The organism is Thermoplasmata archaeon (assembly GCA_036395115.1).
In the GTDB taxonomy this organism is placed as follows: domain Archaea; phylum Thermoplasmatota; class Thermoplasmata; order RBG-16-68-12; family RBG-16-68-12; genus RBG-16-68-12.
Genome location: DASWDU010000005.1, coordinates 83,734 through 98,660, shown reverse-complemented (window position 1 = coordinate 98,660; position 14,927 = coordinate 83,734). Strand labels below are relative to the sequence as shown.

General features: G+C 68.5%; 11 protein-coding genes and 1 pseudogene. 5 read left to right on the top strand and 7 right to left on the bottom strand.

What is annotated here, in order from left to right; translation table 11 throughout:
• Positions 1–46: 46 nt before the first annotated feature.
• Positions 47–985, bottom strand: a complete 939-nt coding sequence (locus VF992_01200) for a PKD domain-containing protein (GenBank protein HEX9339776.1) — start codon at positions 983–985, stop codon at positions 47–49.
• Positions 986–1,149: 164 nt separating this feature from the next.
• On the opposite strand from VF992_01200, the gene VF992_01195 reads away from it, so the two are divergent.
• The 3 genes from VF992_01195 to VF992_01185 all read left to right on the top strand — a co-directional run bounded on the left by VF992_01195 (position 1,150) and on the right by VF992_01185 (position 4,638).
• Entirely contained in the window at positions 1,150–2,838 is a 1,689-nt protein-coding gene (locus VF992_01195) for a glutamate--tRNA ligase (GenBank protein ID HEX9339775.1), read from the top strand.
• 157 nt (positions 2,839–2,995) lie between these two features.
• Positions 2,996–3,301 (top strand): hypothetical protein, encoded by a 306-nt coding sequence (locus VF992_01190; protein HEX9339774.1) that lies wholly within the window; start codon positions 2,996–2,998, stop codon positions 3,299–3,301.
• A gap of 176 nt (positions 3,302–3,477) precedes the next feature.
• Positions 3,478–4,638 (top strand): pyridoxal phosphate-dependent aminotransferase, encoded by a 1,161-nt coding sequence (locus VF992_01185; protein HEX9339773.1) that lies wholly within the window; start codon positions 3,478–3,480, stop codon positions 4,636–4,638.
• A gap of 40 nt (positions 4,639–4,678) precedes the next feature.
• Here VF992_01185 and VF992_01180 read toward each other — a convergent pair whose 3' ends face one another.
• From VF992_01180 to VF992_01165, 4 genes are all read right to left on the bottom strand, one after another.
• Positions 4,679–5,353, bottom strand: coding sequence for an ankyrin repeat domain-containing protein (locus VF992_01180; GenBank protein ID HEX9339772.1), 675 nt, complete (start codon positions 5,351–5,353; stop codon positions 4,679–4,681).
• A 63-nt stretch (positions 5,354–5,416) separates the two neighbouring features.
• Positions 5,417–6,745 (bottom strand): hypothetical protein, encoded by a 1,329-nt coding sequence (locus tag VF992_01175; protein ID HEX9339771.1) that lies wholly within the window; start codon positions 6,743–6,745, stop codon positions 5,417–5,419.
• 73 nt (positions 6,746–6,818) lie between these two features.
• On the bottom strand, positions 6,819–9,203 hold the full coding sequence (locus tag VF992_01170; GenBank protein ID HEX9339770.1) for a hypothetical protein: 2,385 nt from the start codon (positions 9,201–9,203) through the stop codon (positions 6,819–6,821).
• A 130-nt stretch (positions 9,204–9,333) separates the two neighbouring features.
• Entirely contained in the window at positions 9,334–10,005 is a 672-nt protein-coding gene (locus VF992_01165; GenBank protein ID HEX9339769.1) for a hypothetical protein, read from the bottom strand.
• 83 nt (positions 10,006–10,088) lie between these two features.
• Between VF992_01165 and VF992_01160 the strand changes: the two genes are divergently transcribed.
• Positions 10,089–10,697 (top strand): phosphatase PAP2 family protein, encoded by a 609-nt coding sequence (locus VF992_01160; GenBank protein ID HEX9339768.1) that lies wholly within the window; start codon positions 10,089–10,091, stop codon positions 10,695–10,697.
• Here VF992_01160 and VF992_01155 read toward each other — a convergent pair.
• Positions 10,694–11,062: a roadblock/LC7 domain-containing protein gene (locus tag VF992_01155; GenBank protein ID HEX9339767.1), complete on the bottom strand. Its 369-nt coding sequence runs from the start codon at positions 11,060–11,062 to the stop codon at positions 10,694–10,696. The genes VF992_01160 and VF992_01155 overlap by 4 nt on opposite strands.
• Positions 11,063–11,221: 159 nt before the next feature.
• Between VF992_01155 and VF992_01150 the strand changes: the two genes are divergently transcribed.
• Positions 11,222–13,993, top strand: a complete 2,772-nt coding sequence (locus VF992_01150; protein HEX9339766.1) for a kelch repeat-containing protein — start codon at positions 11,222–11,224, stop codon at positions 13,991–13,993.
• A gap of 29 nt (positions 13,994–14,022) precedes the next feature.
• Here VF992_01150 and VF992_01145 read toward each other — a convergent pair.
• A pseudogene (locus VF992_01145) lies at positions 14,023–14,823 on the bottom strand (AmmeMemoRadiSam system radical SAM enzyme).
• Between the last annotated feature and the right edge of the window lie 104 nt (positions 14,824–14,927).

Sequence of the window (14,927 nt, the reverse complement as noted above, 5' to 3'; positions counted from 1 at the left end):
TAGGCGTTGCGGGGCCCTCGACGGAAGCGGTTCCGCGCCGGTCCCACTAGGGGGGCCAGATCGGCGGCGGCGACTCGTCCGGCGGCTCGGCGGGTGGCGGTTCGAGCGGTCTCCGCTTGCGCGGACGCGTGAGCAGGATGGCGGCCCCGACGAGTGCGGCGATGGCGGCTGCGAGCAAGCCGACGATGACCGCCACGTTGCCGAGCGGGATCTCGCCGCCGTTCGGAGGCGATCCGGTCGATGCGCGTACGGTCATCGGGATTTCCCGCGCGTTGTCGCTTGTGTTCGATTCCGTCGGCGTCACGTTGCCGACGACGATCCGGATCGCGTGGTCCCCTACACCGACGGCGAGGAACGACTGCGAGTAGACCGTGGCCGACGAGCCGGCGGCAAGGGGCTGGGGCAGCGCGATCTGGCCGATCGCGACCGTCGTGCCGTCCGGCCGCGCGTCGTAGACGTCGATCGTCGCGGAATCCGCCGTCGCACCGCCGTGGTTCACGATCGTGATCCCGACGCTGACCACCTGGCCTTCGAGCGGGCTCCCGGGATCCGTCGACGCGGCGCTCGGCGTGAGGTCCGGCTCGGGTCCGGTCGGCGTGGGCCTCGGCCGCACGTCGATCGTCACGGACGCCGTGCCGACGTTGTCCCGGGCGTCGCGCACGATGACGATCGCCCGCCTCGGGCCGACGTCCGCATAGGCGTGGCCCGCCGTCGCGGGAATCTGCCCCGCCGTGCCCGCGCCGTCGCCGAAGTCGAATCGGTACGAGACGATCCGCCCAAGGCCTTCGTCGTGCGACACGCTCGCGGACGCGTCGAAGTGCACGGTCTGCCCGACGATCGGATGGAGGTCGTCCGCGGTAAGCGCAGCGAGAGGCCCGCCCGGGGTCGCGGCCGCGACGGAGAGGGCGAAGAAGGCGAACGCCCACACCGCGAACGCGACCCCCGCGCGTTCCCGTGGGGAGAGGCGACCCCACCATCGACCCACGAGGAAGACGTGCGTCCCGTGGACCATAAACATTCCTTAGGCGAATTCCCGAGAGTCGGCGGGCGGGGACGGTCTCAGCCGCGGGAACACGGCGGCCCACGCCGGGGTTGCGATACGGCCCCTCGGTCGAAGATTCTTTAACCGCCCCGCCGCTCCGGACGCACGTGGCCGTGAACTCGGCGCGGAAGTTCGCGTTGCAGAATGCGGTCCTCCACGACGGCAAGGCCGACGCGAGGGCGGTCCTCGGCCGGTTGCTCTCGGAGGATCCGTCGTTGCGGAGCCGCGCGAAGGAGGCCGCGCGCGAGGTCGAGCGCGTCGTCGCGGAGGTGAACCGCCTCTCCCCGGACGCCCAACGTGCCGAGCTGACGTCGATCGCGCCGGAGCTCCTCGAGAGGGCCCGCGCCGACGTCGGGCCGAAGGAACTCCCGCCGCTGCCCGGGGCGGTGGACGGCAAGGTCGTCCTCCGACTCGCGCCATATCCGAGCGGGCCGCTCCACATCGGGAATGCGCGGGCGTTCGTCCTGAACGACGCGTACGCGAAACGCTACCATGGACGGCTGCTGCTCGTCTTCGACGACACGATCGGCTCGGAGGAGAAGCCGCTCCTGCCGGAGGCGTTCGACCAGGTGAAGGAGGGCCTCGATTGGGCCGGCGTCGAGTACGATCAGGTGCTGTACAAGAGCGACCGCATCCCGCTGCACTACGAGTGGGCGGAGAAGCTCCTCGCGACGGGCGAGGCGTACGTGTGCGAGTGCGACGCCGATACGCTCCGCAAGAATCGCGAGGGGATGCGGGCGTGCGTGCACCGCACGCAGGACGTCGACGAGACGATCGCGATGTGGAAGGCGATGCTCGCCGGGGAGTACGGCGAGGGCGAAGCCGTCGTCCGCCTGAAGACGGACATGGCCCATCCGAATCCCGCGTTCCGCGACCGCGTCCTGTTCCGGATCGCGGAGCGGGAGCACCCGCGGGTCGGGACGCGGTACCGCGTGTGGCCGATGCTCGAGTTCTCCTGGGCCGTCGACGACCATCTGCTCGGGATCACGCACGTGATCCGCGGCAAGGACCTGGTCATGGAGGACATGATGGAAGCGCGGATCTGGGATGTCCTCGAGATTGCCCGCCGTCCGGCGTTCGTGCATTTCGGCATCTTGCGGTTCAAGGACATCGAGCTCTCGAAGTCGCGGTACCGAAAGGAAATCGCGGCCGGCCGCCTGACCGGGATCGACGACCCTCGCACCTGGTCTTTGCAGTCGTTGCGCCGACGGGGCATCCGGCCGGCGGCCCTCCGAGAGTTCGTGCTCTCTTTCGGCCTGAGTCTGAACGACATCGAGGTGCCCGCCGAGACGCTGTACGCAGAGAACCGCAAGTTGATCGACAAGGACGCGAACCGCTACTTCTTCGTCCCCGATCCCACTGCGGTCCAGATCGCCGGACTGCCGCCGATCGAGCGGGTGAAGGCGCCGCTCCACCCCGATTTCCCGGCCCGCGGCGTGCGAGAGATTCCCGCGGGTCCGAAGGTCCAGGTCGCCCGCGAGGACTTCGAGAAGTTCCGCGGGAAGGAGGTGCGTCTGAAGGACTTCTGCAACGTCGTCTTGGACCACCGCGCACGATTCGTCTCGATGGAGAACAAGGAGATTCCCAAGATCCAGTGGGTCACGCACGGGGTGAATGTCCATATGGTCCTGCCGGACGCGTCCGATTCGCCGACACCGGAGGCAAGACGGGGCCTCGGCGAACCCCTAATCGCGACCCTCAAGGTCGATGACGTGGTGCAGTTCGAGCGGGTCGGATTCGCGCGGATCGACCACGTGAGCACGGCCGAGGTCCGAGCGTACTTCGCCCACCGATGAATCTGTCGTCCCGAAGGCATTCACGTTCACTGCCCTCTCCCCAGTCCGCCTACTTATTCCTCTCCGGGTATGAGCAATTGGTCATACCATGGCCCGAAGATCCGCGTCGGTAAGGAGAGCTCGTAGGCAGAAAGGCGTTCGCCAGACCGGGTTCATCGTGACTTGGGACGTCGACAGCCGTGACCGCTCGCTCTGTGCGCGCCTTCACCGATTCGTCTTCGGTTACGTCCTCGAGAAGAGTGGAAGGAAATATGGGTACCCGGGCTTTGTCGAGCGGGAAGGCGTCCGCTATCTCGGCCAATCCGTGCTATTCGTAATCCCCGAGAGGCTCGAGGACCTCCGCGGATTCCTCCGAGCCCAAGGCGTCGAGCATGTGACGACGAACGCCTCCTTGGGAGAGACGATTTTCGCGTCGCTGGGATACGATCCCGTTCGGAGGCACGCCTCAGCCCCCGACGGATAAACGGGAGCTCCCACCGAAGAGGTCGGTTGCGTCTGTATGAGTAACTACTCATAATCACCACATGTCGCTTTCGGCAAACGGCAGCGGACCGCGGCCCGGCGTGGCGCTCCGCCCGTATGAGCAATTACTCATACCCTGGGTGAACCCTTTTCTAGTCCTCCATGTTGCCTTCATGCATGGCCCGATTCGCGAAGCGCGTCCTTTCCATCGAGTCGTCTCCAACGGTCCGCATCAGCGAGCTCGTCACGGAGATGAAAGCGCGCGGCGAGAAGGTCGTCTCGCTGGCGATCGGCGAGCCGGACTTCCCGACACCCGCGCATATCATCGAGGCGGCGAAGAAGGCCCTCGACGACGGCTACACCAAGTACACGCCAGCACCCGGGATCCGAGAATTGCGGGAGGCGATCGCGGAGAAATCCAGAACGGACAACAAGATCCCCGCGAAGGCGGAGAACGTGATCGTCGCGCCGACGAAGCACACGCTCTTCCTCACGTGCATGGCCCTGCTGGACCGCGGCGACGAGGCGCTGATCCCGGATCCCGGCTGGGTCTCGTACGGGCCGATGGTCACCCTCGCAGGGGCGAAGCCCGTGCCCGTGGGCGCCGCGGACGAGGACGGCTTCGTGCCGTCGGCGGAAACGGTCGCGCAGGCGATCACGCCGCACACGCGCCTCCTGATGCTCAACTCCCCGTCGAACCCCGGCGGCTCGGTGTACTCGCGCGACGCGGTGCGGGCCCTCGCCGACCTCGCAGCGGACCACGACCTCATCGTCGTGAGCGACGAGATCTACGAGAAGATCCTCTACGAGGGCGAGCACGTCTCGCCGGCGTCCCTGGACGGCATGTTCGAGCGCACGGTGACGGTGCACGGCTTCTCGAAGACGTACGCGATGACGGGCTGGCGGCTCGGATGGCTCGTCGCGCCGACGCCCCTCTTCAGGGAAATCGTCAAGGTCCAGGAGCACACGATCACGTGCGCCACGGCGTTTGCGCAGAAGGCCGGCGTCGCCGCCCTCCGGGGGCCGACCGCGCCCCTCGAGGCGATGGTGGCGGAGTTCCGCGCGCGGCGCGATCTCGTGCTGCGGGAGCTCGAGAAAATCGACCGTCTCTCGGCGGAGCGGCCGGCCGGGGCGTTCTACGTGTTCCCGCGGATCGACGCGCGCGTCGACAGCGCGACCCTGTGCGAACGCGTCCTGAAGGAGGCCTCCGTCGCCGTGACGCCGGGCACGGCGTTCGGCGGAGCGGGCGAAGGTCACATCCGCCTGTCGTATGCGGCGTCGCGCGAGACGATCCAAGAGGGCGTGCGCGGGATTGGCGAGGTCCTCGCGAAACTGTGACGCCCGCGCCATTATGCCCAACCGGGCATAAGCGGCGGGCCTAGGCCTCCGCGCCGCGGGCCTCGAGGAACTCCACGACGGCGGCGTTGCCTTTCTCGCGTGCGTCGTCGAGCGGCGTGTTCCCGCCGTCGCGGGTCGCCTTCGGGTCCGCCCCGTGATCGAGGAGCATGCGGACGATCTCGAGGTTCCCGTGCGCCGCAGCCTTGTGCAGCGTCGTGTAGTTCGCCTCGCTCCGCACGTTCGGGTCCGCGCCCGCGGCCAGGAGCACGCGGACGACCTCGGCGTGGTCACCCGAAACCGCGCTATCGACCGCGGTGTTCTGGAAACGGCTCGGCGGCTTCGCGTTCACATCGGCGCCGTTCTCCAGGAGCACCTTCACCGCCTCGACGTGGCCGAAGAACGCCGCGAGGCCGAGGGGCGAGAAGCCCTCCTCCTTCGTCGCGTCGTCGATCCGAGTCCTCGACTGCCCGAGGATCGTCTTGAGCCGCCGCTCGTTTCCGACGGTCGCGGCCTCGTACAGGTTCAGCGCGTCCTCCGGCGTACGCTCCAGGAGGATCTTCAGCGCGTCCGTGGCGCCGTAGAACGCGGCCGTGAGGACGAGCGTCCCGTTCGGCGTGCGCGTCCGCAGGACTAGGGGATTGCGGTCCAGGATCGTCCGAACCCCCGTCGCATCGTTCTTCTGGACCGCCGCCAGGAGCGCCTCTTCGTCCGTCATCGTCCTTCTCCTCGAGAAGGAGACGGATGCGGCCCCGACGCCATGAACCTTGCTTCGCTCCGGTCACGCCACGACCTGCGTCTCGCCGCACGACGGGCACATGACCTCGATCGGCCGCTTGCTCGTCGTGATGTCGATCGGCTTGCCGCATCGGCGGCACATCACGGTCATCGGCGACGCCGCGGGCGCGCGGACGGGCCCCTCCGGGGGCGGCGCCGGCGGACCGCGCGGGGCTCCGAGCATGCCGCCACCGGCCCGGCGCCACATCGTCAGGACGGCGATGAGCAGGACGATGACGAGGAGCGAGAGCGCGACGGCGTACGCCGGCACGCCTCCGATGTCCGTGGACCAGAAGGAGCCGCCGGCCCCGACGTGGACCATCGCGAAGCCGCTCGCCCCTGTGTTCAACTCGTTGACGATGAGCAAGAGGTCCCCCGAGCTGAGGCTCCGGGGCACGGTGAGGGAGACGTAGGCTTCCTGGTACGTCGTGATTGCTGACGCGCTGCCGACGCCGAGCAGGGTCGCGCCGAAGCGGAACTGAGAGGGCAGGCTCGAGGTCCCGCGCGCCGCGAGGCTGACGTGCACGCGGACCGTGTCGCCCGGCGCGTACGAGGCGCGATCGAGGGAGATGCTCAGCACGTACCCGCCCGCCTGGGAGGTCGTGAGCGACGCCGTTGCGGACCCGCCGGTCCCCGATGCCGTGACGGTGAACGTGTACCAACGGCTCGCGGGGTTCGGCGTGAGGTACGAGAACGTCGTGCCGTTCGTCGCGCCCGACAGGACGGTCGTCCCTTCGAAGTCGACCACGGTGTACGTCCACGAGGGGCTTGTAATCACGTTCGAGCGAAGGCCGTAGTATGCCGTGATCCGGTCCCCCGGGTTGAACTCCGATCGATCGAGCGTGAGCGCGACGTACCCGGCCGCGACCTCGGCGTGGGCGGTCGTCGTCTGCGACAGGCTCGTGTCGTCGTTGACGGTGAGCCAGAAATAGAGCGTGCCCTGGTAGTCTGCGGGGATCGCGTACGTGTACGTCGACGGGCCGTTCGAAAGCGTCGCGAGGACCGTGCCGAAGAACCCGTCGCGGACCATCCAGTCGTATGTGTAGTTCGCCGGGCCCGGCGTCCGGTAGACGATCGCCGTGGCGGTCGCGTTGTCGCCGCTCACGTACGACGTCTTCCCGAGGACGAGCGTGACGCTCAGGACGTCCGCCGGGACCATTCCGCCCTCGGACCGGGCCGTCGGCGCGGCGAGGACGAAGGCGGCGGTCAAGATCGCGATCGCGATTCCCAAGGCGAAGGCGCGAGGCGCGTTGCTCCTCGCTCGTGCGGCGGACCTCATCGGCGTCCCATCCCATCGGCGCGCGGGGACGAGGCCCCGCGGACGGGGCGTCATTATGTCTGACCTACTTAATCGTTTGGTCGGCTTGTTGTCCGACGGTGCCCTTGACGTCCGCGATGCCGCGCCGTCACGGAGTCCCGGGCCTCGCGGGGCTCCCGTCCCGGAGCTGCGCGAAGAGGCCATCTGCGCGTTCCCGCCACGGCGCCGCGTCGGTCGCCCGGCCCTGGGCTTCGTACAGCCGCGCGAGTTCCTCGAAGCGCGTCGCGAGGGAGTACGGGTTGTCGAGGCGCGCGATCATCTCGACGGACTCGAGGAGGTGCTCTTCGGCCTTCGCCCACTCCCCGCGCTTCGCGGAGACGAGCCCGAGGTTCGCCCGCGCGGCCGACATCGCGACCGGGTCGCCGATCGTGCGCGCCAGGTCGAGCGCCCGCTCCGCCTTCGCCCCCGCCCCTTCCGTGTCGCCGAGCCGGAGCAGGTTGTCCGCCGCGTTCGCGAGCGCGTACGAGGCGAACCGCACGTCGCCGGTCCGCATCGCGACGTCCGCGGATCGATCGAACGAATCCGCCGCGCCGCGGGCGTCCCCCTCCCGGCTCTGCACGATGGCGAGGTTGTTTTGGATCGTCGCGTCGTCCCGCGTCCCCGGGCGCACGATGCGCGCGGCTTCCGTGAGGCGGTCGCGTGCGCGGGCCAGATCGCCCCGCGCGATCAACGCCGCGCCGAGTTCCGTGAGGGCTCGGACCTTCTCTGTCGAGCCGTCGGCCAGGAGGTCCGCCGCCCCTGCGAGGTGACCGAGCGCCGCCGGGAGATCGCCGAGTCGCCGCTCGACCCCGCCGAGCGACCGGAGCGCCTCGCCCTCGAGCCCGCGTGCGCCCATCGCGGACGCCTCGGCCGCCGCGGCCTCTAGGAGGGCCCGCGCCTCCGCGTACGATCCGAGGCGCGTGGCGATCCGCCCGGTCTGGATGCGCGCCCGGAGGCGGGCGTCCGCCGATCCGCGGGCCGCGATCCCCTCGAGCACGCGCCGCGCGTCGGCGAACTTCCCGAGGAACATCTGCGTCTCCGCGAGGATCTCGTCGAGCCGGACGTCCCGCGGCAGCCGCAGCAGGCAGGACTCCAGGTCGCCCGCGCGGGCGCTCTCCGCGAACGCGGGACCGATCTCGACAAGTCGCGCCGCCGCGCCGTCCGGATCGCCCGCTTCGAGCCGGTGATACGCTTCCTCGAGGCCGTCGTCCCGCGTCGTCCAGTACGCCGCGGCACGGGCGTTGGCGTCCCGTCGGCTCTCCGTCGTCATGCGCCGCAAGAAGAACTCCTTCACGAGATCGTGGAGCTGGTACCCGTCCGCGCGGTGATGGAGCAGGGCGCGTCGGGCGAGTCGGCGCAGTTGCGCGGCCGTGGCGCCGAGCGCCTCCGGGGATCGCGCCGGCCGCCGCAGGATCGCGAACGTCCGCAAGATCGCCTCGGAGGCGTCGTCCAGGCCCTCGAGGACCGTCTCGAGCACGTATCGTTCCGTCTCGACCGCACCCGCATCGAGGCCGCTCGCCGCGAACAGCTCGAGCGCGAGCGGATGGCCGTGGGTCGCCGCGACGACGCGATCCAGGTCGGCCCGATCCATCGTCGCCCCTCGGGCGGCGAGCAGCTCCGTGGCCGCGGGTTCGTCGAGCCCCTCGAGTCGCACCTCGAGGACGCGGCCCCGCACGACGTCGGGCCGTTCGTAGAACGACGGCTGCGTGCGGCTCGCGACGAGGATCTTCGCGTCCAAGCCGCGTTCGAACAAGGACCGCAGGACGCCGTCCGCCGCGGGGGACGCGTGCACGTCGTCGAACGCGACGACGGTGCCCGCGAGGTCTTCCCGGAGGATTGCGATCGCGTCCGCCGGATCGTAGGCGGGCCGGACGAGCACCGCCTTCAGGCGACGCCGGCCTTGGCGCGCGAGGAAGTCCGCGAGGGACGACAGGACGCCGTGCCCGTCGTCGTGGGCGTACACCCGCCGGAGATACGTCGGCCGGGCCTCGGCTGCGAGGACGTTCGCGACGAGGGCCGACTTGCCGATGCCCGCGACGCCGATCACGACCGCGACCGGCGCGGGCCCGGACGCGAGCCAATCCTCGAGGATCCGCCGCTCGGCGGCGCGGCCGAAGAACGTGCGGCTCGGGACGGCCGCCACCTTCGACTCGGGACGCGGGAGGTCCACGACGTCGGACGACAGGATCCGCTGGACCGCCTCCGACTCCCGGAGGCCGGCGCGACGGAGCGCCTCGATCGCCTCATGTCCCGCCACTTCCCGACGTCCGTCGGGCGTGAGGAGGACGACCGCGCGCGCTTTCGCGTGCTCCCGCATCCGCCGGGCGATCTCCTGCCCGGCCGGTGTGAGCTCGTACACCTTGCGGCGGGAGCGGGCGTTGGCCACGTGCGCCATCCGCTGAGCGACCTTGCCCGTCGACGTGAGCCGCTTCAACTCCAATGCGACGTGCGCGCGGCTGATCGCGAGCGCCGCCGCGATCCCGTCTTGGGTCATCTCGGCGGGGCACTCGTACGCATCCGCGTGGCGGAGGAACCCGGACAGGTGGACGATTACCCGCTCTCCGACGGTGACTCCCGAGACTCCCTCCGCCCCCTCCGCTGTGTAGGTATCGCGATGTCGCTACTTAATCGTGCGCGCGTCCTCGCGCCCGTCGTCGGCCGAACTCGCATCGGGTGCGGAGCGGGCATTCGCCGCATCGCGGCGTCGGCCGGCACAGGGACTTCGCGTGGGCGACGAGGAGGGCGTGGTACTCCCGGTACATCGCGAGGTCGCGAGGCAGCCGGGCCTCGAAGTGCCGCTGCACCGTGTCGTACGCGTCCGCGTCGAACCATCCGATCCGGTGTCCGATCCGCACGGTATACGCGTCGACGACGAACACCGGATGGCCGCCCGCATAGAGCAGGATCGAGTCCGCGGTCTCCGGTCCGACGCCGTCTTGCGCCAGGAGGTCCGCCCGCACGACCTCCGTGGGGCGACCGAAGTAGCGGTCCAGATCGCCGTCGGACCGCTCGAGGAGGTGGCGGCAGAACGCCTTCAGCCTCGCCGGTTTCGTGTGGTAGAGGCCCGCGACGCGCACGTGCCTCCGGAGGATCGGGATCGGCGCACCCGCGATCGTCGACGGATCGAAGAGGCCCGCCGCCTTGAGGTTCCGGATTGCCGCCTCGGCGTTCCGCCATGCAGTCTGCGGCATCAGGAGCGCGCCGACGATCACCTCGAACGGCGTGTCGGCGGGCCACCACCCCTGCGGACCGTAGTGCTCGAGGAGTCGCTCGTAGACCTCGCGTGTCCGGTCCATCAAGTCGGCCGCGAAGACGGACCGGGCCTTTGAGGATTGCCGATGCCCCGCGGCTTTAAGGGAGACGGACCATCCGGGCGCGCGTGCAACCTCTCCTCGCGACCGTCTCGGTCGGTCCGGACGAGCGATGGTTCCGCGCGCTGAACCTCGCCGGGACGAACGCAATCGCGGACGCCGCCATGGTGGCCTTCACGATCCTCGGCGCGGGGTACGTCGTCGCGCTCCTCGTCGTCCCGCTGTGGTGGCGGGGTCATCGCGAGGCCGCCTTCGATCTCCTCGTCCTCCTCGGAATCGCGATCGTCGTGACCGAAGCGCTGAAGTTCGCGATCGGGCGCCCGCGGCCATGCGAGGTCCTGAGCAACGTCCGGTGGATCGCGGGCTTCGGTTGCGACACCGAGATCGATCCCTCGTTCCCGAGCGGTCACGCATCCCGCGCGTTCGCCTTGGCGACGTTCGTCGCCTCTCGGTTCCGCCGGCGCGCGGGCGGAGCCGCGTTCGCCTTCGCGTTCCTCGTCGGCCTGAGCCGGATTTACCTCGGCGTGCACTGGCCGTCCGACGTCATCGCGGGCGCCGTGCTCGGAATCGCCCTCGCCGCCGCGATGGAGTGGATGAGCCGCCGCTCGGACCGCTATCGTCGGCTGCGGTCGGGGGTCCTCTCGAAGATCCCCCACCAACATCGCGCGAGTCCCTAGGCCTCTCCGAGGAGTCCTTTCGCCTTAGCGATCGCCTCGTCGATCGCCTTCGCGTCCGCGGCGGTGCGCTCCTCCGCGAGCGCGACGAAGAACATCTTCCCCGTCACCTCGCGGACCGTGAGGATGCCGCCTTCCGCCTCGACCGTGACGTTGTTCGGCGCGTCCACGTCGAGCGTCGAGTAGATCACCTCGAGCGCGCCGAGAAGAGTCGCCGCCATCGTCGCGAAGTTGTCGACCTGGACGTCCTCGGGCATCGAGGATGCGACCGGCACGCCGGAGCGCGAGACGACCGCGGACATGCGAGCGCCCGTCCGGCCGTTGAACTCCCGGAGCATCTTCCGCAATGCTTCCACCGCGACGGGCAAGGAGGGCCCCTCCGAATGCCGGGCCGATGCGCCCTTCGTTATATAGCTCTTGTTCCGCGGCGGCCGCGAGGACGTGGAGCGGGCCGCGTGGGCCGCCCCGTGCCGTCCCTGAGGAAACGCCAAGTAGCTGGAGGCCGATGGGGATCGGGAGAGAGGGATTTGCGGGGACTCTTCCCCGTCGCGACGGTTGCCGTACTGCTCTCAGTCGGCACGCTCGCGGGCGACTTCTACGGGACCGCGTCGGCCCGAGGCGCCGTGCTGCCGAACTCGCTGCCGTTCGGGTCCGAGACCGATTGGACGAACATGGACCCGAGCGATGCGCCGGCCGCGTTTGCGAACATGGCAATGGTCTACGACTCCGACGCCCATCGCATGATCGTGTTCGGCGGCTACGTCGGCGGCGATCACGGGACCGATGAGACGTGGGCGTACGACTTCGACACGAACACGTGGACGGACCGGAACCCGGACGCGCATCCCCCCGCGGGCTGGCTCGACCGCGCCGCGTACGACAGCGGATCCCGGCAGACGATCCTGTTCGGAGGATGGGTGGGGACCGTGAGCGATGGAACGTACTCGAACGAGACGTGGGCGTACGATTTCTCATCGAATACCTGGACGAACCTCAGCCCGGCCGAGCATCCGTCCGCGCGATCGAGGCAGGGCATGGCGTACGATGCGCAGTCGGCCCGAACGATCCTTTTCGGTGGCCACACAATCGAAAACCGATACGATAACGAGACATGGGCGTACGACGCGACCCAGAACCGGTGGACGAACATGACGCCTGCCGTCGCGCCGCCCGGGCGGCGATCGCCCGGCATGGCGTACGATTCGAAGGCGGACCGGATCATCCTGTTCGGCGGCGTTCAAGGACCGGGGCTCGACTCACCCTACAACGACACCTGGGCGTACGACTTCGACACGAACACGTGGACGAACGTGAGCCCGCCCGAATCGCCGTCCGGAAAATGGGGGATGGGCTTCTCCTACGATTCCGGGGTCGATCGATGCATCCTCTTCGGAGGGGCGCCGGGCGGCGATACTTACACGTGGGCGTACGATTCCGCGAACAACACCTGGAGCCTCCTGCGCCCGCACCACTCTCCGCCCGACCATGCGTTCCAGGGGATGGCGTACGATTCGCAGTCCGCGCGGACGATCATGTTCGGCGGCGGCAGCGGGGATGACTACAACGACACGTGGGCGCTCGCCACCGCGCCCGGCCCCCCCTCGGCGCCGGACGACATCTGGATCCGGCCGGGCAACGGAACTCTCGAGCTTCACTGGCGGGCTCCTCCGGACGACGGCATGTCCCCGATCACCGGCTACCGCATCTACCGCTCCACGGCCCCGGGACAGGAGGCGCTGTTCGCAGAGGTCGGCAACGTCGACACGTGGACCGACTCGAACGTGACGAACGGCGAGACGTACTACTACCAGCTGAGTGCGATCAACGCGTACGGCGAGGGGCCCCGTTCGGGCGCGGTTTTCGCCGAGCCCGACGGGACGCCTCCGGTGACGAGCGCCTCCCTCTCGGGGCACCTCGGGAACGAGGGCTGGTGGCTGTCCACCGTCTACGTCACGCTCACGGCCTCGGACGACAACAGCGGCGTGGCGTCGACCTCGTTCCGTGTGGACGGGGGCGCCTGGCAGACGTACGGGTCGCGGATAGCGGTCCGCGGCACCGGCGAGCACACGGTCGACTTCTACTCGACCGACAACGCGGGGAACGTCGAGGGGTCGCACAGAGTCGGATTCCGGATCGACACGACGGCCCCGCTGACCACGATCTCCCTCGACGGCGCCGCGGGTGACGACTACTGGTTCCATTCAATCGTGACGGTCGACATCGCCGCAACGGACGCAGGGAGCGGCGTCGACTCGATCCAGTATCGTCTCGACGGCGGCACTTGGGCGACGTATTCCGCACCTTTCGATGTCGGCGAGGGCGAGCACACCGTGGATGCGTACGCGGTCGACGTTGCGGGAACGAGCGGCTGGGTGGTCTCGAGGTCGTTCGGGATCGACACGACGCCCCCGATCACGACCGCGGAAATCGCGGGACCGCCGGGAGAGAACGGATGGTACGTCGGCGCCGTGCAAGTGACGCTCGCGGCGACCGACGCGCTCGGAACGCCGACGATCTGGGTTCGCGTGGATGGCGGCAGCTGGACGAGGTACACAAGCCCGCTCCTCTTCGATACCGGCGTGCACATGTTCGACTACTACGCCGTTGATGACTCGGGCCTTCAAGAGGAGGTCCAGACGCAGACGGTTTCCATCGACTCCGCGGCTCCGACGGTGAGCGCGTCGCTTCCTCCGCCTGCGGCCTCCGGCTGGTACACCTCGCCGATTCCAATAGAGATCACCGCCTCGGACGCGTTGAGCGGCGTCGCCTCCATATTCTATCGGATCGACGGCGGCGCGTGGCAGACGTACGCCGGATCCTTCCTGCTCACGGCAGAGGGGGACCACACGCTCGAGTACGTCGCGGTCGATTCGGCCGGGCACCGAGGGTCGATCCAATCGACATTCGTGCGCATCGACACGATCGCACCGGTCGTCTCGGCCCCGCCGGCTCGTCTCGTCACGACGTCCCAGGTGACCTTCTCGTGGACCGGGACCGACGCGGGATCGGGAATCGATCATTACGAGGTCCGGGTGGATGGCGGCACCTTCGAGTCCGTCGGAACTCATCGATTGGCTTCGTTCCAGCTGGCGGACGGATTGCACACGATCGTGATTCGGGCGATCGATCGGGCGGGGAACGAAGCGTCCACGGCATTCACGGTGCGGGTCGACACGAACCCGCTCAGCTCGTCGGGCCCGTACGGCGCGGCGCCCCTCTACGCGATCGTCCTGGCCGTGATCACCGTCGCGGTCGTCAGCGGCTTCGTAGTGATGCGAAAGCGGAGACGAGTGGCCTAGGCGCGACGGACCAACGTTTTCCTTGCTCGTCAGCGGTGGTACAGCACGCTGTAGAAGCGGTTCTCTTTCGCGGTGCGCTCGAGCCGGCCGAAGATCGCGAGTTGGTACCCGCACTTCTTGCACTTGTTGTCCTTGTCGAGGTACCAGCCGGTGATGTCGAACCCGTACCGCTTGATCGCGACCGCACCACAGCCCGGGCAGTACGTGTTCTCGAGCCGATGGCCCGACATGTTCCCGATGTAGACGTACTTCAGGCCTTCCTCCTTCGCGACCGCGCAGTGCTTCTCGAGCGTTTCGACGGGCGTCCAGGGGAACTCCATCATCTTGTAGTCCGGGTGGAACCGCAAGAAGTGGATCGGGGTGTCGGGACCGAGGTTGTCGTACACCCATTTCGACAGGTGGCGGGCAGCATCGAGGTTGTCGCCGACTTGCGGTACGATGAGGTCCGTGATCTCGATGTGGATCTTCTTCGTGTCTCGCGTGTCGAGGAGCGTCTGGAAGATCGGGTCCGCGTTCGGGATGTTGATGTACTTGCGGACGAAGTTCGTCTCGCCGGATCCCTTGAAGTCCACCGTCACGCAGTCGAGGAACTTCGGCATCTCCGCGACAGTCTCCGGGGTGTCGTACCCGTTCGACACGAAAATGTTGATGAGCCCTGCCTTCCGGGCCATCATGCCGATGTCCCGCGCGAACTCGATGAAGATCGTCGGCTGGTTGTAGGTGTACGCGAGGCCTTGGCAGCCTTGCTCGAGCGTCATGCGGACGACGTCTTGCGGCTCGACCTCGATGCCCTCGACCTTGCGACGTTGGGAGATATCCGCGTTCTGGCAATTGGCGACAGCCATGAAGTTCGAGGTGTAACTGTGGTCGTCATCCACTTCGATGTTGTAGACCGGGCCGACGTAGTCGAAGCGGGATATCTCTCGGATCGGAA